This window comes from Pandoraea sp. E26, from assembly GCF_000681415.1.
In the GTDB taxonomy this organism is placed as follows: domain Bacteria; phylum Pseudomonadota; class Gammaproteobacteria; order Burkholderiales; family Burkholderiaceae; genus Pandoraea; species Pandoraea pnomenusa.
In genome coordinates this window covers 146,711-169,981 of the sequence record NZ_AYXJ01000015.1, presented here as the reverse complement: position 1 = coordinate 169,981, position 23,271 = coordinate 146,711, and the positions used below count along the sequence as shown (strand labels likewise).

At 64.7% G+C, this 23,271-nt stretch carries 24 protein-coding genes and 1 pseudogene; 5 read left to right on the top strand and 20 right to left on the bottom strand.

The genetic code is table 11. From position 1 onward, the window contains the following. Positions 1-2: 2 nt before the first annotated feature. From W930_RS0111670 to W930_RS0111645, 6 genes and pseudogenes are all read right to left on the bottom strand, one after another. Positions 3-227: a DUF2970 domain-containing protein gene (locus W930_RS0111670; protein WP_023597801.1), complete on the bottom strand. Its 225-nt coding sequence runs from the start codon at positions 225-227 to the stop codon at positions 3-5. Further along, complete coding sequence (locus W930_RS0111665) at positions 220-837, bottom strand: cytochrome c oxidase assembly protein (RefSeq protein WP_023872967.1); 618 nt, start codon at positions 835-837, stop codon at positions 220-222. Before W930_RS0111665 ends, W930_RS0111670 begins: the two co-directional genes overlap by 8 nt. Positions 838-925: 88 nt before the next feature. Continuing rightward, complete coding sequence (locus W930_RS30815) at positions 926-1,045, bottom strand: cytochrome oxidase small assembly protein (RefSeq protein ID WP_218026215.1); 120 nt, start codon at positions 1,043-1,045, stop codon at positions 926-928. Positions 1,046-1,047: 2 nt separating this feature from the next. Beyond that, on the bottom strand, positions 1,048-2,640 hold the full coding sequence (gene ctaD / locus W930_RS0111655; protein ID WP_023597804.1) for a cytochrome c oxidase subunit I: 1,593 nt from the start codon (positions 2,638-2,640) through the stop codon (positions 1,048-1,050). Between the two features lie 46 nt (positions 2,641-2,686). Beyond that, positions 2,687-3,907 (bottom strand): annotated as a pseudogene (gene coxB / locus W930_RS27140) (cytochrome c oxidase subunit II); the annotation flags it as partial. A 43-nt stretch (positions 3,908-3,950) separates the two neighbouring features. Continuing rightward, entirely contained in the window at positions 3,951-4,424 is a 474-nt protein-coding gene (locus tag W930_RS0111645) for a DUF2244 domain-containing protein (RefSeq protein WP_023597806.1), read from the bottom strand. 610 nt (positions 4,425-5,034) lie between these two features. Between W930_RS0111645 and W930_RS29595 the strand changes: the two genes are divergently transcribed. After that, entirely contained in the window at positions 5,035-6,036 is a 1,002-nt protein-coding gene (locus W930_RS29595; protein ID WP_072619076.1) for a LuxR family transcriptional regulator, read from the top strand. On the opposite strand, the gene W930_RS0111630 is transcribed toward W930_RS29595, so the two are convergent. The 9 genes from W930_RS0111630 to W930_RS0111590 form a co-directional block, all read right to left on the bottom strand. Further along, positions 5,987-6,631: a flavin reductase family protein gene (locus W930_RS0111630; RefSeq protein WP_023597808.1), complete on the bottom strand. Its 645-nt coding sequence runs from the start codon at positions 6,629-6,631 to the stop codon at positions 5,987-5,989. The two genes, W930_RS29595 and W930_RS0111630, sit on opposite strands and share 50 nt — an antisense overlap. 145 nt (positions 6,632-6,776) lie before the next feature. After that, positions 6,777-7,730, bottom strand: coding sequence for an FAD-dependent oxidoreductase (locus W930_RS0111625; protein ID WP_023597809.1), 954 nt, complete (start codon positions 7,728-7,730; stop codon positions 6,777-6,779). Continuing rightward, a complete protein-coding gene (locus W930_RS27130; protein ID WP_158516326.1) occupies positions 7,727-8,803 on the bottom strand; it encodes a pyridoxal-phosphate dependent enzyme in 1,077 nt (358 codons plus the stop codon). The genes W930_RS0111625 and W930_RS27130 overlap by 4 nt, the downstream gene beginning before the upstream one ends. Before the next feature lie 191 nt (positions 8,804-8,994). Further along, positions 8,995-10,041 carry an ornithine carbamoyltransferase gene (locus W930_RS27125; RefSeq protein WP_028730995.1) on the bottom strand — a complete coding sequence of 349 codons (1,047 nt, stop codon included), beginning with the start codon at positions 10,039-10,041 and terminating at the stop codon, positions 8,995-8,997. Positions 10,042-10,060: 19 nt separating this feature from the next. Beyond that, positions 10,061-11,002 (bottom strand): diiron oxygenase, encoded by a 942-nt coding sequence (locus W930_RS0111610; protein WP_023872961.1) that lies wholly within the window; start codon positions 11,000-11,002, stop codon positions 10,061-10,063. Further along, complete coding sequence (locus tag W930_RS0111605; protein ID WP_023872960.1) at positions 10,995-12,464, bottom strand: adenylosuccinate synthetase; 1,470 nt, start codon at positions 12,462-12,464, stop codon at positions 10,995-10,997. The genes W930_RS0111610 and W930_RS0111605 overlap by 8 nt, the downstream gene beginning before the upstream one ends. Next, positions 12,461-13,516, bottom strand: a complete 1,056-nt coding sequence (gene sbnB / locus W930_RS0111600) for a 2,3-diaminopropionate biosynthesis protein SbnB (protein WP_024788673.1) — start codon at positions 13,514-13,516, stop codon at positions 12,461-12,463. The genes W930_RS0111605 and sbnB overlap by 4 nt, the downstream gene beginning before the upstream one ends. After that, positions 13,513-14,547 carry a 2,3-diaminopropionate biosynthesis protein SbnA gene (gene sbnA / locus W930_RS27120; protein ID WP_023872958.1) on the bottom strand — a complete coding sequence of 345 codons (1,035 nt, stop codon included), beginning with the start codon at positions 14,545-14,547 and terminating at the stop codon, positions 13,513-13,515. Before sbnA ends, sbnB begins: the two co-directional genes overlap by 4 nt. 329 nt (positions 14,548-14,876) lie before the next feature. Continuing rightward, positions 14,877-15,797 carry a methyltransferase domain-containing protein gene (locus W930_RS0111590; RefSeq protein WP_023872957.1) on the bottom strand — a complete coding sequence of 307 codons (921 nt, stop codon included), beginning with the start codon at positions 15,795-15,797 and terminating at the stop codon, positions 14,877-14,879. A gap of 514 nt (positions 15,798-16,311) precedes the next feature. On the opposite strand from W930_RS0111590, the gene W930_RS30090 reads away from it, so the two are divergent. Together W930_RS30090 and trmL are read left to right on the top strand one after the other, a co-directional pair. Next, a complete protein-coding gene (locus tag W930_RS30090) occupies positions 16,312-16,857 on the top strand; it encodes a ComF family protein (protein WP_145929420.1) in 546 nt (181 codons plus the stop codon). A 16-nt stretch (positions 16,858-16,873) separates the two neighbouring features. Continuing rightward, on the top strand, positions 16,874-17,344 hold the full coding sequence (gene trmL / locus W930_RS0111580) for a tRNA (uridine(34)/cytosine(34)/5-carboxymethylaminomethyluridine(34)-2'-O)-methyltransferase TrmL (RefSeq protein ID WP_023597816.1): 471 nt from the start codon (positions 16,874-16,876) through the stop codon (positions 17,342-17,344). Here the strand turns inward: trmL and W930_RS0111575 are convergent. The 5 genes from W930_RS0111575 to W930_RS0111555 all read right to left on the bottom strand — a co-directional run bounded on the left by W930_RS0111575 (position 17,326) and on the right by W930_RS0111555 (position 20,313). Next, a complete protein-coding gene (locus tag W930_RS0111575) occupies positions 17,326-17,856 on the bottom strand; it encodes an O-acetyl-ADP-ribose deacetylase (protein WP_023597817.1) in 531 nt (176 codons plus the stop codon). The two genes, trmL and W930_RS0111575, sit on opposite strands and share 19 nt — an antisense overlap. Positions 17,857-17,969: 113 nt before the next feature. Then, complete coding sequence (locus tag W930_RS0111570) at positions 17,970-18,989, bottom strand: NAD(P)H-dependent glycerol-3-phosphate dehydrogenase (protein ID WP_023597818.1); 1,020 nt, start codon at positions 18,987-18,989, stop codon at positions 17,970-17,972. A gap of 63 nt (positions 18,990-19,052) precedes the next feature. Then, a complete protein-coding gene (gene secB, locus W930_RS0111565) occupies positions 19,053-19,559 on the bottom strand; it encodes a protein-export chaperone SecB (protein ID WP_023597819.1) in 507 nt (168 codons plus the stop codon). A gap of 68 nt (positions 19,560-19,627) precedes the next feature. Next, positions 19,628-19,888, bottom strand: a complete 261-nt coding sequence (gene grxC / locus W930_RS0111560; protein ID WP_023597820.1) for a glutaredoxin 3 — start codon at positions 19,886-19,888, stop codon at positions 19,628-19,630. Between the two features lie 17 nt (positions 19,889-19,905). Next, positions 19,906-20,313: a rhodanese-like domain-containing protein gene (locus tag W930_RS0111555; RefSeq protein ID WP_023872955.1), complete on the bottom strand. Its 408-nt coding sequence runs from the start codon at positions 20,311-20,313 to the stop codon at positions 19,906-19,908. Between the two features lie 231 nt (positions 20,314-20,544). Here W930_RS0111555 and gpmA point away from each other — a divergent pair, with 231 nt between their 5' ends. Further along, positions 20,545-21,291: a 2,3-diphosphoglycerate-dependent phosphoglycerate mutase gene (gene gpmA / locus W930_RS0111550; RefSeq protein WP_023597822.1), complete on the top strand. Its 747-nt coding sequence runs from the start codon at positions 20,545-20,547 to the stop codon at positions 21,289-21,291. Between the two features lie 386 nt (positions 21,292-21,677). Further along, the gene (locus tag W930_RS0111545) at positions 21,678-23,228 is read left to right on the top strand and encodes a S41 family peptidase (protein ID WP_023597823.1); all 1,551 of its coding nucleotides are present in this window, start codon (positions 21,678-21,680) and stop codon (positions 23,226-23,228) included. The last annotated feature ends 43 nt before the right edge of the window (positions 23,229-23,271 follow it).

Below are 23,271 nucleotides of genomic sequence, written 5' to 3'. Positions count from 1 at the left end.
GATTACGACGTCGCGAGCCGGATGGCGAGCTTCGCCAGCATCACCAGCGCCACGACGAACAGGATGCCCCCGATCAGTCCCGCCGCGATCAGATGCACAGGGTTGAGCTGCGCCATGTCGCGGTCATGATCGCGCCCCTTGCGCACACCGAAAAACGACCAGAACACCGCCTTGACGGTCTGGACGAAAGACAGCTTGCGCCGGGTCGCCTCCTTCAGGTCATCCATTGCCGCCCTTGCCTCCTCCTGTCGCTCCTGCGTTGACCCCACCCGCCGGCGCGCTCGTCGAAACGTCCGCGCGCTGGCTGGCATCGTTCTTGCCGAGATCGAAAAAAGTATAGGACAGCGTGATCGTGTTCACATCCTTGGGCAGCTTCGTGTCCACCACGAACACCACCGGAAATTCCTTGGCCTCACCGGCCTTGAGCGTTTGCTGCGTGAAGCAGAAGCACTCGATCTTCTTGAAGTAGCTCGCGGCCTGCGCGGGGGCGTAGCTCGGGATCGCCTGGGCACGCACCTCGTGCTGCTGCTGGTTCGCCACTTCGTACTCGATGGTCGCGATCTCGCCCGGATGTACCGTCAGGCTGCTCTTCGCCGGCTTGAACCGCAAAGGTCCCTGCGCGTTGGCATCGAACTCGACCGTGATCGTACGGCTCTTGTCCACCTGCGTATTACGGGCGGTAATCTCCGTGGCGCGATCGCCCAACTGGTTGATACCGACGAGATCGCAGAACGCCCGGTAGAACGGCACCATCGCGTAGCCGAAACCGAACATCACCGCGACCAGCAGCAGCAACTTGCTGAAGGTACGCACATTGATTCGTCGCAAACCGCCCATATCCGCCTTGAAGACCGCCGTGAAGACACCTCGTTGCTGCCGCGACCGCCGGGGCCACCCTGTGTCCCGCCCGGGCGGGACGCAGGGATCAGATACCGCCCATCAGCTTGGTCTTGATCATCACACCGAAGAAGAAGACCAGCACAACGGAGGCGAGAATCAGCCCGGTGCGCAGGTTCTTCGTTCGCTGTTCGCGACTTGCCGTCATGTTCATTGCACCTTCGGCGGGGTCTCGAACGTATGGAACGGCGCCGGGCTCGGCACGGTCCACTCGAGTCCTTCCGCACCGTCCCACGGCTTGGCTTCGGCGGCGGGGCCGCCACGCCATGTCGGCAGCGCAACGAAGAACAGGAAGTACACCTGCATCAGGCCGAAACCGAACGCACCGATCGTGGCGATCTGATTGAAGTCGGTGAACTGTGCCGGGTAGTCGGCATAGCGACGCGGCATGCCGGCGAGTCCCAGGAAGTGCATCGGGAAGAACGTCACGTTGAACGTGATCAGCGAGCCCCAGAAGTGGAACTTGCCACGCCACTCGTTGTACATGTGACCTGTCCACTTCGGCACCCAGTAGTAGAACCCCGAGAACAACGCGAAGAGTGAACCGGCCACCAGTACGTAGTGGAAGTGCGCCACCACGTAGTAAGTGCCGTGCATCTGAATGTCGAGCGGCGCCAGCGAGAGCATCAGGCCGGTGAAGCCACCCATCGTGAACACGAACAGGAAGCCGACGGCGAAGAGCATCGGGGTCTCGAACGTGAGCGAGCCCTTCCACATCGTGGCAACCCAGTTGAACACCTTCACGCCGGTCGGCACCGAGATCAGCATCGTGGCGTACATGAAGAAGAGCTGCCCCGTGACCGGCATGCCCGTCACGAACATGTGGTGCGCCCACACCATGAACGACAGGATCGCGATCGACGCCGTGGCGTACACCATCGAGCTATAGCCGAACAGCGGCTTGCGCGAGAACGCCGGGATCACCTGCGACACGATCCCGAACGCCGGCAGAATCATGATGTACACCTCCGGGTGTCCGAAGAACCAGAAGATGTGCTGGTACATCACCGGGTCGCCCCCGCCTGCCGCGTTGAAGAACGACGTGCCGAAGTGACGGTCCGTGAGCAGCATCGTGATGGCGCCCGCGAGCACCGGCATCACGGCGATGAGCAGATAGGCGGTGATCAGCCACGTCCACACGAACATCGGCATCTTCATGAGCGTCATGCCCGGCGCGCGCATGTTCAGAATGGTCACGATGATGTTGATCGCGCCCATGATCGACGAGGCACCCAGAATGTGCGCGCCGAAGATCGCCAGATCCTGTCCCGGGCCCATCTGCACCGACAGCGGCGCATACATCGTCCAGCCAGCCGCCGTGGCGCCGCCCGGCACGAGGAACGACGAGATCAGCAGCAGGCCGCCGACCGGCAGCAGCCAGAAGCTGAAGTTGTTCATGCGCGCGAACGCCATGTCGGACGCACCGATCTGCAGCGGAATCATCCAGTTCGCGAAGCCTACGAACGCCGGCATGATTGCACCGAAAATCATCACCAGCCCGTGCATGGTGGTGAGCTGGTTGAAGAACTCCGGACGAATGAACTGCAGGCCCGGCTCGAACAATTCCGCACGGATCATCAGCGCCATCACACCGCCCGAGAGCAGCATGACGAACGAGAAGATCATGTACATCGTGCCGATGTCCTTGTGATTCGTCGCGAACAGCCAGCGACGCCATCCGTGCGGATGGTCGTGCGCGTGATCGTCGTGACCCGCCACGTGATCGTGAGCGATGGAACTCATACCCAATCTCCTTGCTTCGAACTGGTCGAACGACTTAACTGTTCTTCGCTGCGTCTGCGGCGGCCCCTGCGGCATTCGCCGACTTGTTGCCGCGTGCATCGCGCACCTGCGCCGGCTGAACCACGTCGCCGGTCTTGTTGCTCCACGAGTTGCGCTCGAACGTGATGACGGACGCAAGCTCCACATCGTTCAGATGCGACCAGTTGGGCATCGCGTTCTTGCCGTGCAGCACGATGCTGATGTGGTCGGCCACCGGACCCGTCGCGATCTTCGATCCGTCGAGCGCAGGGAACGCGCCGCCCCCCTTGCCATTCGGCTGGTGGCACACGGCGCAGTTCGCGGCGTAGACCTTCTGACCGCGCTCCATCAGTTCCTGCACGGTGTATGTCTTGTTCGGGTCGTCTGCGGAAGCGGCCATCTGCTTTTTCTGCGTGTCGACCCACTTGTTGTAATCCTCTTCCGAGACGACCTTCACCACGACCGGCATGAACGCATGCTCCTTGCCGCACAACTCGGTGCAGAAGCCACGGTACTCACCGACCTTCTCGGCCTTGAACCACGTATCGCGCACGAAGCCCGGAATGGCGTCCTGCTTGATGCCGAACGCCGGCACGTAGAACGAGTGGATCACGTCATTGGCGGTGGTGATCAGGCGCACCTTCTTGTTGACCGGCACCACGAGCGGGTTGTCGACCTCCTGAAGGTACGTGTTGCCCTTCGCTTCCTGGCCGTCGATCTGGCTGCGCGGCGTGGCGAGCGTGGAGAGGAACTTGATGCCCTCGCCTTCGCCCTTCAGGTAGTCGTAGCCCCATTTCCACTGATAACCGGTGACCTTGATCGTCAGATCGGCATTGGAGGTGTCCTTCATTGCCACCACGGTCTTCGTGGCGGGCAGCGCCATGAGAATCACGATGATGAACGGCACGACCGTCCAGATCACCTCGACCGTGGTGCTTTCATGGAAATTCGCGGGTTGATGGCCCTTGGATTTGCGGTGCTTGAAGATCGAGTAGAACATCACGCCGAACACGCCGATGAAGATCACCAGGCAGATGATCAGCATCATGGTGTGGAGGCTGTGAAGCTCTTCCGCGAGTTTCGTGACCGGCGGCTGGAAGTTGAGTTCGTTGACGGCCGGCCCCCCCGGCATATCCGTGACCGCCGCCAGCGCCAGTGAGGGAGCGCCGGCGAGCAGTGAGGCGCCCGCAAGGAAAGCCGCCAAGGCGTGTTTCGTTGTTTTCATAGCTTCCTTACCCAAAATTACCATCCAAATCCTCCCTGGCGGTCGCCCGAGATCGTCTCCATCTCTCTCAGGCCTGTTGGGCAAGACAACGGCGCAGCTCGCGCGCAAACGTTTCGCGGCGATGCGGCGCAAGATAGGCGCCGACGGTGATCGAGCGGCCGCCCGAGCGCAATACGATGCGCGTGCGCGGCGGTGTCTCGACGTCGATGCGTACCCAGCGGGGATTGAACTCGTACTGCGTCAACCTCTGTGCTGAACGTTGCTCGACCACAAGGCTCATGGGCGACAACCGAATGACCTCGTAATCTGTGGCATGCCGGGCATGAATGACGAACGCAACGCCCACCACGAGCAAGTCCAGGCCTGTGAACGGCAAGACCAACCACCCACCGCGCCACGCCGCAATCAAGGCAACACCCAGCGACACGGCGGCCAACGACAGGTAGAACAGGACAAACTGGCGCGGCGATATCGCGCAGTTGCGCTTGTGCGTCCATTCCTTCGTCACCGATCCGGCGTCGGAAGAAGAGGCTGCGAGCATCGCCGTCACCCGTGGGGCATTTTGGGTCTTTCATGTCCGACGGCCGGGAACCAACTGCGTCCGGGCCGCGACAAACTGCCGCATTATAGAACGCGCCTTCTCGAAGCGACAACATTGATACCGAGTATTTGGCGCGCCATAGCATTCTCCTGAACTCATTGATGCAAAAGGGAAATCCGGTAATTCCCCTAGCAGAAAAACATCGCTGCCACGCATCTACGGGATACTCCCTATGTGCCCCGCGTTTGACACAATGCAGCACGGAATCACTCGTTGCGGTGTCCTGAATACCCTTCGGTCCACCGCGATGCGCGCCCACAGTCACGCATGACGACCGGTAATCGCCGGTGTCCCCCGTTCCGGCATTCACGTCTCGCACAAATGCGCGAGACGCGATCCCGTCGAGCCGGCGTCGCTGCAATGCGGGATTCGTCCGATATCCATCAACAGTAGACGCTGCGCCCGATTTCACATGCGACGTTATGTCGCGCCTGCTGGCGGTGAGCCGTCGACGCCATGCGCCCCCAATGTCGCGACCTGCGGCGACACGCCGTACGCGCATCCCTTATCCGCATGCTACAAGCGAACATCGTCCCTACATCGCCATGCCATGCGTGCCACGCGCTGCACCACACCCCGTTCGTTCACCGACCATCTGAGCGCACTGCACGCGGCCAGCGACGTCGATGGCGTACGCGCCGCGCTGGTGCCGCTGTGTCGCGCGCTCAGGCAACGCTACTTCAGCTATCGCGGCCATTTCCCATTGCCGGGCGATGGCGTGGCCTTGCCACGACTCGGCAATCTGCCCCGAACGTGGGAGGCACAATACGAGCGGCGGCGATACGCCGCGATCGACCCGGTGCTTGCGCTCGCCGCTCGTCAACTCACGCCCGTGGAATGGACGCCCGCGCTCTATGTCTCGCCTCAGGCGCGTGAGCTGCTGCGAGAGCAGCGCGCCGCGGGTTTGCGCGCTGGAATCACGTACCCCGTGTTTACCCCTTCCGGGGCATCCGGCACGTTGAGTCTGTCGTCGCCTCATGCGCCGGCGCGACGCCTTCGTGCAAGCGGCCCCCACGCCTGGGTGTTGCATGCGGGTGCCATGCTGGCCATGCACGTGCACGAAGCTGTCTGGCGCATCGTGCAACGCGACGCCCTGCGCGCGCATGCACCGGTTCTAACGCCGCGGGAGCGCGAATGCCTGCAATGGGTCGCACGCGGCAAGACGTCGTGGGAAATCGGGCGCATCCTCACCATTTCCGAACACGGCGTCGTTTTCCATTTGCGCAGTGTCATGCGCAAATTCAACGTCTCGAGCCGACATCGGGCGGCAAGGCTCGCCAGCGATTACGGCCTGCTCGATGACGGGCCGGCCACCGTGTCGTCACACGATCCGGGCCGCTCCTCGCCGCCCTCGCCCTCTTCGCCCTCCTCGCCCTCCTCGCCCTCTTCGCCCTCTTCGTCTTCCTCGCCACATTCGCGGTCTTCGCCATGCGCGCCATCCGCCGCACCGCCCGAGGCACCGTCCATGCAAGTCCAGGCGCTCGCTCCCCCGCTGTCGCTTGTCACTTTCGGGTGGCCAGATCCGCGAGCGTCCTGTACCGCGTCAACGTGAACGTGTCGCTTGCGGCATTCACGAACGATCCTCCGCCCAACCGTCCGATCGGGCGAAGCCCGGCAAGATCGACTTGATGCGAGACCGGATCGAGCAGTGCAGCATCGACGTGCGCCGCCAGCACGGTCCCGAGCACGACCCACCCGCCGCCGGGCGACGCGCTGATTTCGATCACGTCGCGCACCCGGCACTCATATGCAACGGCCGCCTCCCGAACACGCGGCGGCCGGACGCGCGACGACGCGACGGGTGTCACACCGGCCAGATCGAACTCCGACTCCCCCGGGGGCAACGGCGCGGCGGAGAGATTCACGGCGTCGATATTCGACGCGCTGGCCACGTTCACAACGAACTCCGGCACGGCCTCGATGTTGCGGAGCGTGTCTTTCTTTCGCTTCGGCGGGGGCGGCACCACCGGGCAGAACAACACGGTCATCGGCACACAGCACACCCCCATGAAGTATGCGTACGGCGCAAGATTCAGACGCCCTTCGGCGTCGACCGTACTCACCCACGCAATGGGGCGCGGCAGGATCGTGCTCATCATGAAGTTGTAGATACTCGACTCGTCGAGGGTAGTTGGGTCCAATTCCATGTCGCCGCTCCGGTTGGCGCATCGCGCCGATTGATAGGGACGATTGCTGCGCTCGCACGCTCGTGGTGAACGAGACATCTGCGCTGTCTGAGGTGTCGGATGTTTCCGGGCCGTCAGGAGCACGGGTTTGAGCGACGTGAATCCGTCAACCATCCTCCTCGACCATGCGCACGACATCGTCGGCGCATCCCCATGACAACGTGAATCCACCGCCGCCGTGTCCGTAGTTGTGGAGCAACCTCGCATGCCGCGAGTCGCGCGCCACGCGCACCGTCCGCCGCACGGGCCGGAAACCGACCCGCGCTTCGATGACGCGAAGTCGCGCCACCCCCTCGCACAACCGCGAGCAACGCTCGACAATGTCGTCGATTCGCGCGTTGCCAACGAGCGTCGATGTGAGTTCCGCGTCGGCCGTTCCACCGAGAATGACGTCATGCCCGCGATCGACGATATAGGATGGTGCGACCGGGTCGGAATCGTCGATGAAGCAGCCCTTCACGCACGGGTCACTCGCCGCGCGCAGCACCACGGCTCGCGACAACGCTAGGTCGTCGTCGCCGAAACGTCGGCTGCCGTAACCACAGCAATTCACCACCCAATCCGCCTGATCGAGCAGAGGTATGGGGTCGTCGACCCGTGTCAGCACGCACCGGCCGCCGGCGTCGAGAAAGGTATTCATGAGATAGCGCAGATAAACGGCGGCGTCGGCAACGGGCACGTCCATCCGGTACGCACATGCAAATCCTTCGGGAACGTTGTGCGGTGCGACCCGGCTGAGGCGGCGAGCGCATTCGGCCCACCATGGCGCTCCCGCGTCGTGACGAAAGTACTCGGTCAACGCTCGCATGCGGATACCCGATGACGCATCCTCAGCGAGCCGGGCCATCGTTGCGTAGGTTTTTCCGGCGCGAGCCAGATAAACAAAGTCCGGCGCCTGATAGAACGGATGCCAGATCGCGGCGGCAAGTGCCGAGGTCGTCTGCGACGGCCCCTCGGCGGCATGCACCTCGACATCACATCCTGCCAGGCAAAGCGCTACGGCACTGGTCAGTCCGCTGACGCCTGCGCCGAGCACGACGACCTGTCGACGACGCGTCATGGTCGCGCATCCGCCTTCCCGGCGAGCCGCCGGTTGTCTTGCGTATGGTGTGGCCCGACGTCCAGGATGTCGGGGGCGCCATCCAATGGCGCGTGTTCCGACGCCTGTGCGGATTTGAGCCCGCTGCCCGTGCCGAGCACCACCACGCGCGCTCCCGGTGCGATCAGCCCGCTTGCCAGACAATCGCGCAGCGCGGCGTAGCCTGCCGCCGAAGATGGCTCGAACCAGAGGCCAAACTGCTGCGCGAGGGCGCGCGAGGCCGTCATGATCTGTGCGTCGCTGATCACAACGCAATCGCCACGCGTCGCCCGCAATGCGCTCAATGCAGCGAAGTGATCGCGCGGACGCTCGACACAGAGGCTGTCGGCCACCGAATCGGGATGCACCGCAACCGGCGCGTCCGGCAGGTCGATGTCGCGGTGTCTCCCGTGCACCCGCCAGTCTCGCGCAATGCTGTTCGAGCGCTCGGCTTGCGCGGCGAGCAATCGGGGGACGGACGACGTGATGCCAAGGGAGAACAGATCGAAGAATCCCGTTGCGATCCCGGATAGCAGGTTACCGTCTCCCGTCGGGACGATTACCCAATCCGGTACTTGCCAATCGAGCGACTCCGCAATTTCGAATGCACACGTCTTCTTTCCCTCTCGAGTGAACGGATTGACGCCGGTGTTTCGGCAGCAGACCCGCGCGTCGTCGGCCATCCGCTCCGCAATATCGAACGCGGTGTCATACCCGCCCTCCACCAATCGAACCGTCGCGCCATATGCGCGGATCTGCGCCAGTTTCGCCGACGGCGCCGTGGCGGGCACCAATACGGTCGCACCCATGGCATGCGACGCTGCGATGCAAGCGAGCGATGCACCGGCGTTGCCGGTCGACGCCGTGACGACTCGCGTGCATCCCGATCGTCTCGCCGCGGCGAGCACCAGCTCCGTCGCCCGGTCCTTGAGCGAACCGCTCGGGTTGCGCGCCTCGTCCTTGACCCAAAGGTGCACGCCGCGCTCGACACCGCAGTCGACCAGCGGCGTTCCGCCAACGGCCAACCGGCTGCGCCAGCGGGCTTCGACAGGCAAGAGAGCCGCGTAGCGCCACATGCCCTGGCCACGGAACGCACGGACAAGATCCGCCGCGGCGGGCGAATGGCTGTCGGCTTTGCGTTCGACCCGCAGGTTCTGGCCGCACACATGACAACGATACCGAATGCCATCCCACGGTTGCGGCGTCGCGCATCGCACACAGACATAGTGGTAGGAAAACGCGCAAGTCATGCCAGACACCCCGGGTTAAGCAAATGGGCCATCACGGCGTTCTGCGCATGAAGCCGATTCGCCGCCTGCGCGAAGACCCAGGACGAGAGCCCATCGATCACGTCTTCCGAGACTTCCTGCCCGCGGTCGGCCGGCAGGCAATGCATGTAGCCCGCACTCGGCGCCGCGCCTTGCATCACCCGCGCATCGATGCGCCAGTCGCGGTGGCGCTCGAAGACATCGCGCATCGCGGCTTCATCGACGGATTCCCCAGGTCGCTTCGGGAGATGCGCAAGACTGCACCACGACTTCGCGTAGACGACATGCGCACCGTCCACGCCGGCCGGCAATTCGTGCGTGACGCGAACGGATGCGCCGGTCTGCCCGGCAATCTGCGCCGCCGCCTGCATTACGTGAGGATCGAGCGCGAAAGCGGGGGGGTGCGCCAGCGTCACATCCATCCCCGTTTTGACCGCTGCGAGCAACAAACTCTGCGGCACCGCCACCGGCTTGTGCCAGCTTCCCGAGTACGCCCAACTAATGCATAGCCGTCGGCCCGGGAGTTCGCCCAGCGCTTCGCGCATCGTCATCACATCCGCCAGCGCCTGACATGGATGAAATCGATCGCATTCCATATTGATGAGCGGCACGTCGCTCCACTGCGCGAACGCCTCGAGATGACGATGCGCCGCGCCGTATACCCATCCTGCGGGCTCGCCGTACATGCGAATCGCGATGGCATCGCCGTACGACGAGAGGACTCGGGCGACGTCGGCGATGCGCTCCGTCGCGTAGGGAATTTCGGCGTCCGGAAGCGCCGGCGTATAGATGCCGTGACGCGGATCGAGCACCACCGCGTGCCCACCCATTCGCGACAACCCGGTCTGGAAGCTGCTTCGCGTACGCAACGACGCGTTGTGGAAGAGGAAGTAGATCGTACGGCCATGCAACACCGCTTCCGTGTGAATCGGATAGCGTCGCTTGAACGAAAGCGCGGCTTCAAGCAACGCGCAATAGTCCGCCGCGCGCATGGTCATGTCGGGCGCCAGCCAATGGCAAGTCACAGGTGCCTCCTCATCCTCATCATTCGGGGGGCCGCCAGCGACCCACGCGATGCGCAAACCGCTGCGTGCACGACATGCCGAGCCGCTCGAACAGGCGCCTCGGCACCAATGCCGCCTCCATCATCTGCACGCCGACCTGCAGCGGATCGACGCTGTCCCGGAGAATCCGATCCGCATCGCGCGACGTCACTCCCACGGCACACAGATGCGCGTGCCACGTGGGAAGCTCGGGCGCGAGAAAGGCCATCATCAACTCCGGCACGATCGCGTCGAGAAAAGCGCGCTCATCCGGCGACAGCAGGGGCACCCACTCGCCGACGAAGCGCACGAAGGCCGCTTGATGTCGCATCTCGTCCGCGCCATGTTCGGCCAGCAACGTGCGCACCGGCGCGTAGACGCTGTCGCCTGCGCCCGCCTCACGCAGCGTGCCGGTAATCAGCGTCTCGGTGATCGCCGCCGCTGCCACGACGGCCGTCGCCCGAGAGGGTAAGGGGGCGGCTTCGCACAACGCCATCACCCGCGTGACGCTGAGCGACGAACATTGCGTCAGCGCATATCCGGTGGCCACATGGCAATGGCGGCGAAAGCGCTCCATCATCCACGTATGAAATCCCTCATCTGTATAGATGGCGAGGAGATCGTCGCGGGTCACCGACCGGATGCCCGGGATGTCGAGCATTTGTTCAACGGCGCGATTGACGATATGCAGCTCGACGCGCTCCGTCCGGTTCAGATAATCGGCCAGACGCAACGCACTCAGATGTTGTCGCGTTGCTTGTCCCCGCGCGCACACCAGCGGATGCATGGCATACGGCATGAGCGACACGTTGAACAGCAGATCGTCAGGCCGAAGCGCGGGGAACGGCGTCTCCGTTGCGCAGCGCGTGACGGCCGCGACCTCGCGCCACGGTCGCAGCTCGGGGCGGCATCCGGGGGCGTCGATCGATGATGGATCAGCCATGCGCCTCCCCCACTGGAGCTGGTGTTGGCGGATGCGACGCAAGGGACACCAGACCGGCGCGCTCGGGACCGAGGCCGATACCCGCCAGCGGCGCACCGATATGTCGTTCGACGAACTCGATGAAGCCACGCATGGCAGTGTCCAGTGTTCCGTTTCTGCTGCGCGCGATGGCGCTTTCCGTCAACCCCGTGTAGATCTTCAGTTCGGACGCCCCACCGCCGGACAGGGCGTCGCGTTGCACCCTGACGGGCACACCTTGGTAGGTCGACTGAAAATAGTGCGTCAGACAGTCCACCTTGTTGAGGTAGACACAGTCGACGGCGTGCATCCTGACGACGTCGTTCAGCGCGGCGAGATCCAGGATGCCGATACGGCGTGGCCGCCCCGTGCCCGTGCCATATTCGCCAGTGAGCATGCGAAGCGCAGTGCCGACATCAAGCGGATCCTGGGACCGCAACAGCATGTCGGGAGAATGACGTTGCGCCTCTTCAATGATCCCCACCCGCGATTGCGACGCCTCATGGCAATACTGCGCGGAACGCTCGCCGCCGAGTTCCGACGGGAACGGACCACGCCCGACGCGCGACATGATGGCCTTGGCCACCCCAATGGTTCGGCGGTGGAATTTCGGCGGCAGGTCGCCGCCCACATACGCATAGGCCGGCACCGTGTGACTCGACGTGACGAAGGGCTGCGTGCCGTCGACGACGTCGAGCAACACCGACTGGGCGCCTTCGAACAACACGCGCCCGCCGGCCATCACGCGACGGGTGAGCCAGCTCCGATCCGGCTCGAGATAGGGACGCAGGGTGTGAGCGACCTTCGGCAGGCTCAACAACAAGTCCGACAGCTCCGCCATCCAGGGGCACGCGCCGCCCTCCGCGTTGATCATGCCCGTGAGCACCCGGCGCATGGCCATCACCGTCTGCGCCTCCCGTTCTAGCAAATCTCCGAACATCAGATTGACGCGCGTATCGTTGCGCACGCGCAAGGCGCGATCGGCGTAGCACGGGCCGATACCGTTGCCGGTCGTGCCGATGGTGTCGCTGCCGCGACGGTCATGCGCAATGTGATGAGGCTGAACCAGCGCAGCTCTCGCACTGATGTGCAGCCGTCCCTCCAGCGAGATCCCCATGTCGTGCAACTGCTCGATTTCGTCAGCCAGCTTCCAGGGATTGATGGCGCAGCCCGAGCCGATGTAGAGCTCGGCATGCGGGTGGAACACGCCGGACGGCAATTGCTTCAGGGCAATCTTGCCGAACGGCGTGTCGATGGTGTGTCCCGCATTGGCGCCACCATTGAAGCGGCCGATCACGTCGTAGTCCGGCGCCAGGGCGTCGATGATTTTTGCTTTGCCTTCGTCGCCATATTGCAGGCCGACCAGGACGTCGGCATAGCCTGCTGCGCACTTGGATGCGTGGTTGGAACAGCGGGAGACAGTGTTACAGGTTGCGGAGGTCATGCGCGTTGCATATCAAGGAAGAAACGGGGGACAGGTGCTTGCCGAGCCGCCAGCCGTTCGTAGACCCAGTGGCCGACGGCGACGTCCAGAATGCCGAGACCGAACGGGGAAAATACGACCGGACGATCGTACGTCGGAGGCTCGCCGCCACTTAGCAGGTGAGGCAGCGATGTTGTGACGAAGCGGCGGTGGCCGGTCGCCATTTCGGCGAGGTGCAGCGATGTCTGAGCACGCAGGCAATGATCGATATCGTCGACGACGTTGCACGACGCCCGTACGATCTCGGGCGCGAGATCGCGCAACGACAGGTGAAGCACGAGCGGGCAGTGAGAAAACCACGCGACATCGTCGACATACGGCGCCGCCGCCGTCGTCGCGAACACAATCACGTCGGCGTGCCGCACAGCGCGTTCGAGCGATGGCTCCCCATGCGCGGGGTAGCCGAGTTTCGTTTCGACGTGCGTGGCCAGCGCTTTCGCGGAATCGGGACGCAGATCGTGCACGATCACCCGCTCGATCGGCGTGGCGCCAAGCGGCAGGCATTGCGCCACATGGCGCGAAATCACCCCCGCGCCGATAAGTGCTACGCGCACACCGCCAGCGCGGACCGGCGTTCGATTGGCGCCAAGACGGCGCAGCGCGCTGATCGCGCTCGCCGCGGTGCGCGCGGCGCTGACGATGCTCGCCTCCATGCAAGCCATCGGATAACCGGTCGACGCGTCGTTGAGAATGAGCACCGCCGACGCGCGCGGCATGCCCCGCTCGACGTTGCCGGGAAAGCTGGATATCCATTTGATTCCCGTCACGCCCTTGCCGTCGCCTTCACCATTGCGAATATGCGCGGGCAGCGCGATGATCCGGTTGGACCGCTCATCCGGGAAACGGAGAAACTGGCTTTGCGGAATCACGGTACGCCCGGCGTGGTGCGCGCGGTACGCCGCCTCGACCGCGGCCAGGATGTCGGGCATGCCTGCGCGAATGGCAGCGTCGACCTGCTCGCCGGTGAACACGCGAAATTGAGGCGATGGCGGCGGGGATGGAAGCGCGTTCATGACAGCGACGAGCTCGCGACGTCCACCGGATCAAACACGGGCCGGCGTCCCTCTTCATTGCCATCGATACATGACGCGGCCCAATCGGGGTCGTACACCGTTTCGAGATACTTGTCGCCCATGTCGGGCGCGAGTGCCACGACCGCGTCGCCGGCGGCAATATCGGCAGCCGACATTCGCACGGCATGCAGCACGCTGCCGGTCGATCCGCCCGCGAGCAACCCGCGCCGCGCAAGGGCATGGCACATGCGTAGCGTGTCCGGCTCGTCGACATGGACGATGGCGTCCGGCCGTTCGGCATTCGGCCCCTCCCTCAGCGCCGGACGGCAGCTGGCCCCCAGCCCGGGAATGCGCCGCGGCCCCGGCGAACCGCCGAACGTGACAGAACCGGTCGCGTCGACAGCCACGACGCGCGTGGCCAGACGATGCTCTCGCACGTATCGCAAGCACCCCGTCAATGTGCCGGTGGTCCCCGCACCCACGAACAGATGATCGACGCGGGGCAGCGCTGCAAAGATCTCGGGCGCTGTCCACCGGTAGTGCGCGCGCCAGTTTCCCGGATTCGCGTATTGGTTGAGCCACACCCATCGCGCATCGCGCGCCACGGTCTCGCGGATCCAGGCGATACGTGTGCCGAGGTAGCCGCCCTGTGCATCGCGCCGCGCCACACGCACGATCCGGGCGCCCGCGGCCTGCATCGCCCGGGTCGCCTGGCGCGAAGTATTGGGATCTGTCACGCAAGTGAAGCGATAGCCGCGATTGGCGCAGATCAGCGCAAGCGCCACGCCCAGGTTGCCGGAAGACGATTCGACGATCTGCGTATCGGCGCGAAGTCGGTCCGTCGCCTCCAGTTCTTCGATCAGTTGCAGCGCCGTCTTGAGCTTGATCGACCCGGCCGCGTTCAAGCCCTCTAGCTTGAGATGGACGGTGGCCCGACACAATCCGTCGATGCTCGCAAACGCCGGCAGCGACGGCTGGAGAAACGCGCCGTTCACGTGAAGCGTCAGTCCGTCTCGCGAACTGGCACCCATGGCAGCGGTCGCCGTCGTTTCGTGCTGATACCCCACGGATCACCTCCCGAAATCGCGCCCGAAGGCGACGCAATGACATGCTGACGCGAGCGATTCGAGTGCAGGGAATCCGCAGCCGGATGGCGCCGGCATCGCGGAATGATGCTCCCGAACGCGCCGTGCTCATGCACGCCGTGAAGCGTCATTTAAGCGAACGAGACGCGCGCCGGCCACCTGCATGGTCGTGTAGGACGCAGGATGCGGTGAACTAGCCGGCCCGGCACCGCCGGGCAGAAAACTTGATGGAAGGGGGAAACCTGGTGGGGGAAACGTTGTGAACGCAAACGCGTTCAGCGCGGTCGGCCGCCGCGTCCGATATCCTGAATGCGAACCACGGCATTGCCCGCCGCGTCCGTCTTTTCCGGAATCTTCCAGGCGTGACCATAGACGAGTTCGAACGTCAGCGCGATCGTGCCGTCGGCGCCACGCTGGCGATCCAGGGCCGCACGCAACGCGGCCAGACGACCGCGTCCGGTAAGGCCCGTGCGGCGCTCCGGCCGGGGGTTCACCCCCAGCAGCCGCACGTCGCGCAACAGCGTGTCCGGCGACTCGAATGTAAGCGTGAGGCGCTCCATGTCGGTGACCGGCGTATCGAAGCCGCTGGCGACCATCATGTCGCCAAGATCGTGCATGTCCGTCGGTTCGAGCGCGTGCGGCAGATCGTCGACCTCCGCCCACGCGGCACGCAGCTCGCGCAACGTATCGGGACCGTAGGCCGAGAACATCAGCAAGCCGTCGGTACTCAGCACTCGGTGCCATTCCGGAATGACGCGATGCGGCTCGCGATACCAGTGCAGCGCCAGATTCGACCAGACCAGATCGAACGAGCGCGCCGCGAACGGCAATGCGGAAAAGTCGGCCTGCACCACGCCGTACGGAGGCGCGCTGCGCAGCAAACGCCGCCATCCTGTCGCCGCACCGGCTGCGGCGGCCGATCGCGCCATGGCGAAGGAAGCATCGAGTCCCACGCGATAGGCGTCCGGATAGCGCTCGCCGAAACCCAGCAGATCGCCGCCCGTGCCGCAGCCGGCATCGAGCACGCGCCCGGGGTTGAGCTTGATGTAGTCAAGCCGGCTCGCGAGTCGAGACGCCACCTCCCGCATGAGGAAATCGGCGTCCGACCAGTTCGGTGCACGGCGATCGAACGCGGTGCGCAGGAAGCGTGCGCTGAACGCGGAAGACGGATTTTGGGGGGCGGCAGAAGGCTTCATGGGACAGGCGAAAAGGCGAGTCGGCAGTATACTCGCTGCTGCCCGAGCGCATTGGGCACCGCCGCGCCCCGTCGTGCCGAACACACCCGGCCACGGGGCGTGGGCGCCTGTGCAAGCTCGCCCACGGCGAAGTCCGGCCTTCCGTCGACCGGCGTCGATCGGCAATTCCCGCACAGCGCCCCGCCGCGCCACACCAGCCACACCAGCCACACCAGCCACACCAGCCACACCAGCCACACCACTGACTCCCGCTATCGCCGTGACCATCGTTCGCGCCACCCTATCGACGCTTGCCGGGTTTGCCGGGACACTGCTGCACTTGGCACTGCCCGATCACTGCGCGTTCTGCCATCGCCGCGCCGCGCGACAGCTCTGCGCGGATTGCGCGAACGTCTTCGACGTCCACCGCAGCGATCCGCCGCGACGCTGCGCCCGATGTGCCGTCGCGCTGCCGACGGCACGCGACCCCCATCCGGACGCCGACGCGCCCGCACATGCGACAATTTGTCGCACCATGCCAAACGTCATCTGCGGACAATGCCTCCGGTACCGGCCGGCCTTCGACGCGACGATCACCCTCGCGGACTACGTGGCGCCACTCGACACGCTAATGATTCGTCTGAAATACCATGGCGCCCTGCCGTTCGCCCGCGAGTTCGGACAACGTCTCGGCGACGCCCTTCTCGAGCAGGCTGGGGACGAGGCTCCGCTGGTGGTGCCGGTGCCGCTGGCACCGTCGCGGCTGGCGGCGCGCGGCTTCAATCAGGCGTGGGAGCTCGCACGTGTCGCCGCCCGGCGCGCGCGCCTGCCGGCCAGCGCCCGTGCGCTGCATCGCGAACGAACGACCACCGCACAGCGCCGACTTACGCGTGACGCGCGGCAACGCAACCTGCGCAACGCCTTCACGGCAAGCGCACTCGTTCGCGGACGTCGCGTCGTGCTGGTCGACGATGTAATGACGACCGGCGCCACTTGCGATGCGGCCGCAGCCGCGCTCAAACTGGCGGGTGCCACGCATGTGCTCGCCGCGGTCGCCTTGCGTACGCCGCCTTCCCGATAACCCTGCCCCCAAGACCATGTTCAACGTCGTTCTCGTCTGCCCCGAAATTCCGCCCAACACCGGGAATGTGATCCGCCTGTGCGCCAACACCGGCGCCCGGCTGCATCTGATCGAGCCGCTGGGCTTCCCGCTCGACGATGCGCGCATGCGCCGCGCAGGCCTGGACTATCACGAGTATGCGCAAATGAAGGTGCACAAGGACTGGGCTGCGTTTCTGGCCGCCGAAACCCCCGACCCCTCGCGCATGTTCGCGCTCACGACCCGCGGCTCGCGCCCTTTCGGCGAACTGTCGTTCGCGCCGGGCGACTGGTTCATTTTTGGTTCGGAAACCCGCGGCCTCGCCCCGGCGTTACTCGACACGTTTGCGACCGCGCAGCGCGTGCGCCTGCCGATGCGCCCCGGCAATCGCAGCCTCAACCTGTCGAATACGGTGGCCGTGGTCGTCTTCGAAGCCTGGCGTCAGCAAGGCTACGCGGGCGGGTCCTGACTGGCGAGTTCCTTCCGATAAAGCGCGAGCATCGCCTTGTCGAAGCAAACGAACTCCACGTGTTGGATCGTCGGGAAATGTGCCACCGCGTCGCGCACCGTAAATACCGCCAAAGGCACCGCCAACTCGGCGGGGTAGCCGAAGACGCCGCAACTGATCGCGGGAAACGCCACACTGCGACATCCGTGTTCCGACGCCAGGCGCAGGCTCTCGCGGTAGCAACTCGCGAGCAGCGCGGGCTCGTCGTTGGCGCCGCCATGCCAGATCGGGCCGACTGCATGAATCACGTACCTGGCCTTCAGGTGAAATCCCGGTGTGAGCTTGGCCTGGCCTGTCGGACAGCCATGCAGCTTGCGACAGGCGTCGACGAGCTCCGGTCCGGCAGCACGGCGAATGGCGCCGTCGACGCCGCCACCGCCCAGCAGCGATTCGTTCGCTGCATTCACGATAGCGTCGACCGGAGATTGCGTGATATCGCCTTGAGAAGCGTGAAGATGGACAACTTGCGACATGGGCGGGACTCCCTTGCAGCGAGTGTCGGCGACGGGATGCCGTCGCCGGGGAAGCAAAGTGCCGACAATCCATGGGGACCGCCGGCGAACCTTGCGATTCGGCGCGGAAAACGTCAGCCTGAGTGACTGTCGTCCTCGCGCTCGGCGCGGGCGTCGCGCCGCAACAACGCCTCCACCGCGGCACGGGCGGGCAAACCATCGAACAACGTCGCGCACACGGCTTCGGTAATCGGCATCTGAACGCCGTGGGCATGCGCCAGATCGCGCACCGCACGTGCACATCGTACGCCTTCCGCCACATGGCCGAGCGATGCCAGCACCTCGTCGAGCGATTTGCCCGACGCGAGTTGCAGTCCCACGGTACGGTTGCGCGACAGATCGCCGGTCGCCGTCAGAATCAAATCGCCCATGCCGGCCAGCCCCATGAACGTCTCGGGTTTGCCGCCCAGCGCGACGCCCAGACGCGTCATCTCGGCCAGTCCTCGCGTGACCAAGGCGGCGCGCGCGTTCAGGCCGAGGCCTAGCCCATCACTCACGCCCGTGGCGATCGCCAGTACGTTCTTGACGGCGCCGCCCACTTCCACGCCGACCACGTCGTCGCTCGAATAGATGCGCAATGCGCCGAAATGACACGCGGCGATCGTCAGTTCGCAGAGTGACGGCACCGCACTCGCGATCGTCAGCGCCGCCGGAAGGCCCTGTGCGACTTCTCGGGCGAAACTCGGCCCCGACAGCGCTCCACCCGCGACCTTGGGGAATACCTCGGCCACGATCTGGTGCGGCAACAGTCCGGAATCGGCCTCGAAGCCCTTGCACAGCCAGATCAGATGCTTCGGCGCGTCGGCGGCCTGTGCCATATGCCCCGCCAGCGCGCGCAGGCCGGCCACCGGGACAGCGGCCACGCATAGCGCACGCTCGCCCGTACCATGGGCCAGCGCCGTCGCGAAATCGGCTTCGAATCGCAGGCGTGGGGACAGCGGACAACCGGGGAGATAAGTGGAATTCTCGTGGGCGCTGGCGAGTTGCCGGAGCAGCGCCGCGTCGCGCGCCCACAGGACAACGTCATGGCGTGCCGCCATGTGACTCGCCATTGCGGTGCCCCAGGCACCCGCACCGAATACGGCAATCTTCATGAGATGGACCCCGACGCGCGGGTCCGAGGCAGACGGACCGACGCGTCGACGGAGCGCGAGCGCTTAGTGGGTCTGGGCGGACGAGCCGTCGGGCATCACGATACCCGGGGCCGGCGTCTCGCCGTTGGCCGCCTGCTGCTCGGCCAGTTGGGCCAGACGTTGCTCGTACAGCGCCTGGAAGTTCACTTCGGCCAGATGGATCGGCTGGAAACCGGCTCGGCTGATGGCGTCGGCCACGTTCGCGCGCAGGTACGGGTAGACGATCGTCGGGCAGGCGATGCCGATAAGCGGGTCGAGTTGCTCGACCGGCACGTTGCGGATTTCGAAAATGCCGGCTTGCTTGCCTTCGACCAGGAACGCGACCTTGTCCTGGATCTTGGCCGTCACGGTGGCGATCACCGCCACTTCGAAGACGTGCTCGTTCAGACGCTCCGCCGCGACATCCAGTTGCACTTCGACGGTCGGCATCTCCTGCTCGAGGAAAATCGCGGGCGAATTCGGCTGCTCGAGCGACAGATCTTTCAGGTAAGCGCGCTGGATGCTGAAAAACGGCTGATTCTGGTCGGACATTTGTTCGTTTCCTTGGGTATGAGACGGCCGCGCAGACACGCGGCCGAACGACTATTTTGCGGGCGGTATCAGGCCGCTTGCAAGAGCGGCACCAGGCCGCCGGCACGATCCAGCGCCGAAAGATCGTCGTAACCGCCAATGTGGCGTTCGTCGATGTAGATTTGCGGCACGGTGCGGCGCCCCGTGCGCGTCATCATTTCCTCGCGGCGGGCGGGTTCCTTGTCGATCAGGATCTTCTCGATTTCCTGGACGCCACGCTGGCGCAGCAGACGTTCCGCCATCTGGCAGTAGGGACACACTTGCGTGCTGTACATCACGATCTTCGGCATGACTTGCAACTCCTCGATTACTTCACGACCGGCAGGCCGGCTTCCTGCCAGGCGGCAATGCCACCCTGGAGGCTGAACGCCTCAGCATAGCCAAGATTGCGAAGCAGCGTCTGGGCGCGCGCCGAGCGTTGGCCGCTCTTGCACACGATAAGCACCGGCGCCGCCTTGTTCTTGATGACCTGTGCGACCTTTTGTTCCACGTCGTCGAGCGGCACGTTGCGCGCCGACGGCAGGTGGCCCGCGGCGAATTCCTCGCCGGTTCGCACGTCGAGCACCACGGCGCCCTTGCGGTTAATGAGCTGGGTCGCTTCCGTGGTCGACAGACCGCGACCGCCGCGCTTGAAGACCGGCCATGCGAGCATGCCGCCGGAGACGAGCGCGATGGCGATCAGCGCGAGGTTGGTGTAATCGGCAAAGAACTTCACAAACCACCTGAAAAAGGTCAAAAGAATCCGATCATTATAAAATATTCCGTGATTGCGCCGACGGGTCTCGTTGCCGATCGCTGCGCCGGACGCCGGCGGCCTGTTCGCCGCCCTCCCCGACGTCCCTCGACGACAGCCGCAAACCCTTGCCGGGCGCGGCTGCGCGAGGCAGCAGCGACCGGACGCCCCCTTTGGCTGCCCCCGCTTTCCAACTCTGTTTGAAGTCTGCTCATGTACAAGCTCGTTCTCATCCGCCACGGCGAATCGACGTGGAACAAGGAAAATCGCTTCACCGGCTGGGTCGACGTCGACCTCACGGAGAAGGGCGTTGCCGAAGCCGCCCAGGCCGGCGAGTTGCTCGCGCAAGCGGGATTCAAGTTCGACCTCGCCTACACGTCGGTGCTCAAGCGTGCGATCCGCACCCTCTGGCACGTGCAGGACGCCATGGACCTCATGTGGATCCCCGTGGTGCACAGCTGGCGACTGAACGAGCGCCACTACGGCGCGCTCGCCGGCCTGAACAAGGCCGAAACCGCCGCCAAGTACGGTGACGAACAGGTGCACGTCTGGCGCCGCAGCTACGACACCCCGCCGCCGCCGCTGAGCACCGACGACGAGCGCAGCTCGTTCAACGATCCGCGCTACGCGAAGCTCAAGCCCGAGGAAATTCCGCTGACCGAGTGCCTCAAGGACACGGTGGCGCGTGTGCTGCCGTTGTGGAACGAATCGATCGCGCCGACGGTGCGCGCCGGCAAGCAGGTGCTCATCGCCGCACACGGCAATTCGCTTCGCGCCCTCATCAAGCACCTCGACAACATCTCCGATGACGACATCGCTGGCCTGAACATTCCGAACGGCACGCCGCTCGTGTATGAACTCGACGCCGAACTCAAGCCGATCCGCCATTACTACCTGGGCGATCAGGAGAAGATCGCCGGCGCGCTGGCCGCCGTGGCCGCACAAGGCAAATCGAAGTAAGGCTTTCGCGCCTCGGAACCCCGCCGGTCCATCCGGCCGGGCGCCGAGACCTCGGGTCGCACGTCGCACCCTTGCGGCGTGCAACGCCCTCCCACCCCGGGCCCGGTAATACGCGGTAATCGACGCCCGGCGTCTTTTGCGTACCCCATCTCACGTATGCCCGCCCATCCGGCGCGTGATTTGCCTGCAAAAGTCCCCCCCCGCCAGGGGGCATCCGGCAAAAAAACCGTCCCGAGCGCGATTTAAACGGCACTTTTCGTAGAACCACTCCGGAAAAGTCCCTGTCGAATGGGCAATGTCCCGCCTGCGGGCAAACGGTTATACTTCGCCAAAGCGCGCGCGCCCATTGGCTAGCGCCCCGAAAATCCCGGAATTTCCACGCCTATATGCGCCAAACCCTCAAACACATCGGCCTGATCGTGCTGGGCCTCGCGACCGGTGCGGCGGCCACCCTCGCGTTCTCGCAGGCCTCCGCCCAAAGCGCTACCACGCCGCTGCCGCTCGAGCAGCTTCGTCTGCTGGCCGAAGTGTTCGGCCGCATCAAGCGCGAGTACGTGCAGCCGGTCGACGACAAGAAGCTGCTGACCGCGGCCATCAAGGGCATGGTGTCGAGCCTCGACCCGCACTCGTCGTACCTCGACAAGGACGAGTACAAGGAACTGCAGGAACAGACCCGCGGCCGCTTCGCGGGCCTGGGCATCGAGATCTCCCAGGAAGACGGACTCGTGAAGGTCATCTCGCCGATCGAGGACAGCCCGGCGTTCAAGGCTGGTCTCAAGCCTGGCGACCTCATCACCCGTATCGACGACAAGCCCGTGCGCGGCATGACGCTCGACCAGGCGGTCAAGCGCATGCGCGGCGCCCCCGGCAGCAAGGTCACGCTGACGATCTTCCGCAAGTCGGAAGAGCGCACCTTCCCCGTGACGATCGTTCGCGCCGAAATCCGGGTGCAGAGCATAAAGGGCAAGATGCTCGACTCGGGCATCGCCTACGTGCGTATCACGAGCTTCCAGGAACGCACCGTGCCGGATCTGGCCAAGAAGCTCCAGGAGCTGGCCAAGGATCAACCGGTCAAGGGCCTCATCCTGGACCTGCGTAACAACGGTGGCGGTATTCTCCAGTCCGCAGTGGGCGTTTCCGCTGCATTCCTGAAGGAAGGCGCCACGGTCGTGACGACCAACGGTCAGATCGAAGACGCCAAGCAGAAGTACACGGCAACGTTCGACAACTACCGCCTGTCGGCCAGCCCGGACGATCCGCTCAAGGGTGAAGCCGCGATCTGGAAGACGGTACCGATGGTCGTGCTGGTGAACGCCTACTCCGCCTCGGCCTCGGAAATCGTGGCCGGCGCGCTGCAGGATTCGAAGCGCGCGCTCATCATGGGCAAGACGACGTTCGGCAAGGGTTCGGTGCAAACGGTGCAGCAGCTCTCGCCGGATACGGCGCTGCGCCTGACCACGGCGTACTACTACACGCCGAGCGGTCGCTCGATCCAATCCATCGGCATCAAGCCGGACGTGCCGGTCGACCAGAATCCGAAGGGCGATCCGGACGACGTGCTGGTCACGCGCGAAATCGATTACCAGAACCATCTGCACAACACGCAAACGCCTGACGAGCAGAAGGAAATCGACGCCCGCGAGGCCCGTCGCCTCGAAGAGCTCCGCCGCCTCGAGGAAGAGAACGCGAAGAAGACGCCGGAAGAGCGCAAGAAGGAACGCGAGCAGCGCCTGCCGGATCTGGGCAGCCCGGACGACTTCATGCTCCAGCAGGCCGTCCACCAGCTCAAGGGCGAGCCGGTCCAGCGCACGAAGTCGCGCCTGGAAGCCAACGCCGGTCCGATGCCGAACGACGCCTCGAAGCCTTCCGCCGCCGGCGCCAGGAACGATGCGAAGCCGGCTGCGGCCGCACCGGCCAAGCCGTCGGACAAGAAGTAAGCTTCGGCCTTACACTACAAACCGTGCCAGCGAAAGCCGGCAC

Coding starts and splice junctions, on each gene's coding strand:
- W930_RS0111670 (WP_023597801.1), bottom strand. CDS start 227: ATGGATGACCTGAAGGAGGCGACCCGGCGCAAGCTGTCTTTCGTCCAG.
- W930_RS0111665 (WP_023872967.1), bottom strand. CDS start 837: ATGGGCGGTTTGCGACGAATCAATGTGCGTACCTTCAGCAAGTTGCTG.
- W930_RS30815 (WP_218026215.1), bottom strand. CDS start 1,045: ATGACGGCAAGTCGCGAACAGCGAACGAAGAACCTGCGCACCGGGCTG.
- ctaD (WP_023597804.1), bottom strand. CDS start 2,640: ATGAGTTCCATCGCTCACGATCACGTGGCGGGTCACGACGATCACGCG.
- W930_RS0111645 (WP_023597806.1), bottom strand. CDS start 4,424: ATGCTCGCAGCCTCTTCTTCCGACGCCGGATCGGTGACGAAGGAATGG.
- W930_RS29595 (WP_072619076.1), top strand. CDS start 5,035: ATGCGTGCCACGCGCTGCACCACACCCCGTTCGTTCACCGACCATCTG.
- W930_RS0111630 (WP_023597808.1), bottom strand. CDS start 6,631: ATGGAATTGGACCCAACTACCCTCGACGAGTCGAGTATCTACAACTTC.
- W930_RS0111625 (WP_023597809.1), bottom strand. CDS start 7,730: ATGACGCGTCGTCGACAGGTCGTCGTGCTCGGCGCAGGCGTCAGCGGA.
- W930_RS0111610 (WP_023872961.1), bottom strand. CDS start 11,002: ATGGCTGATCCATCATCGATCGACGCCCCCGGATGCCGCCCCGAGCTG.
- W930_RS0111605 (WP_023872960.1), bottom strand. CDS start 12,464: ATGACCTCCGCAACCTGTAACACTGTCTCCCGCTGTTCCAACCACGCA.
- sbnB (WP_024788673.1), bottom strand. CDS start 13,516: ATGAACGCGCTTCCATCCCCGCCGCCATCGCCTCAATTTCGCGTGTTC.
- sbnA (WP_023872958.1), bottom strand. CDS start 14,547: ATGGGTGCCAGTTCGCGAGACGGACTGACGCTTCACGTGAACGGCGCG.
- W930_RS0111590 (WP_023872957.1), bottom strand. CDS start 15,797: ATGAAGCCTTCTGCCGCCCCCCAAAATCCGTCTTCCGCGTTCAGCGCA.
- W930_RS30090 (WP_145929420.1), top strand. CDS start 16,312: ATGCCAAACGTCATCTGCGGACAATGCCTCCGGTACCGGCCGGCCTTC.
- trmL (WP_023597816.1), top strand. CDS start 16,874: ATGTTCAACGTCGTTCTCGTCTGCCCCGAAATTCCGCCCAACACCGGG.
- W930_RS0111575 (WP_023597817.1), bottom strand. CDS start 17,856: ATGTCGCAAGTTGTCCATCTTCACGCTTCTCAAGGCGATATCACGCAA.
- W930_RS0111570 (WP_023597818.1), bottom strand. CDS start 18,989: ATGAAGATTGCCGTATTCGGTGCGGGTGCCTGGGGCACCGCAATGGCG.
- secB (WP_023597819.1), bottom strand. CDS start 19,559: ATGTCCGACCAGAATCAGCCGTTTTTCAGCATCCAGCGCGCTTACCTG.
- grxC (WP_023597820.1), bottom strand. CDS start 19,888: ATGCCGAAGATCGTGATGTACAGCACGCAAGTGTGTCCCTACTGCCAG.
- gpmA (WP_023597822.1), top strand. CDS start 20,545: ATGTACAAGCTCGTTCTCATCCGCCACGGCGAATCGACGTGGAACAAG.
- W930_RS0111545 (WP_023597823.1), top strand. CDS start 21,678: ATGCGCCAAACCCTCAAACACATCGGCCTGATCGTGCTGGGCCTCGCG.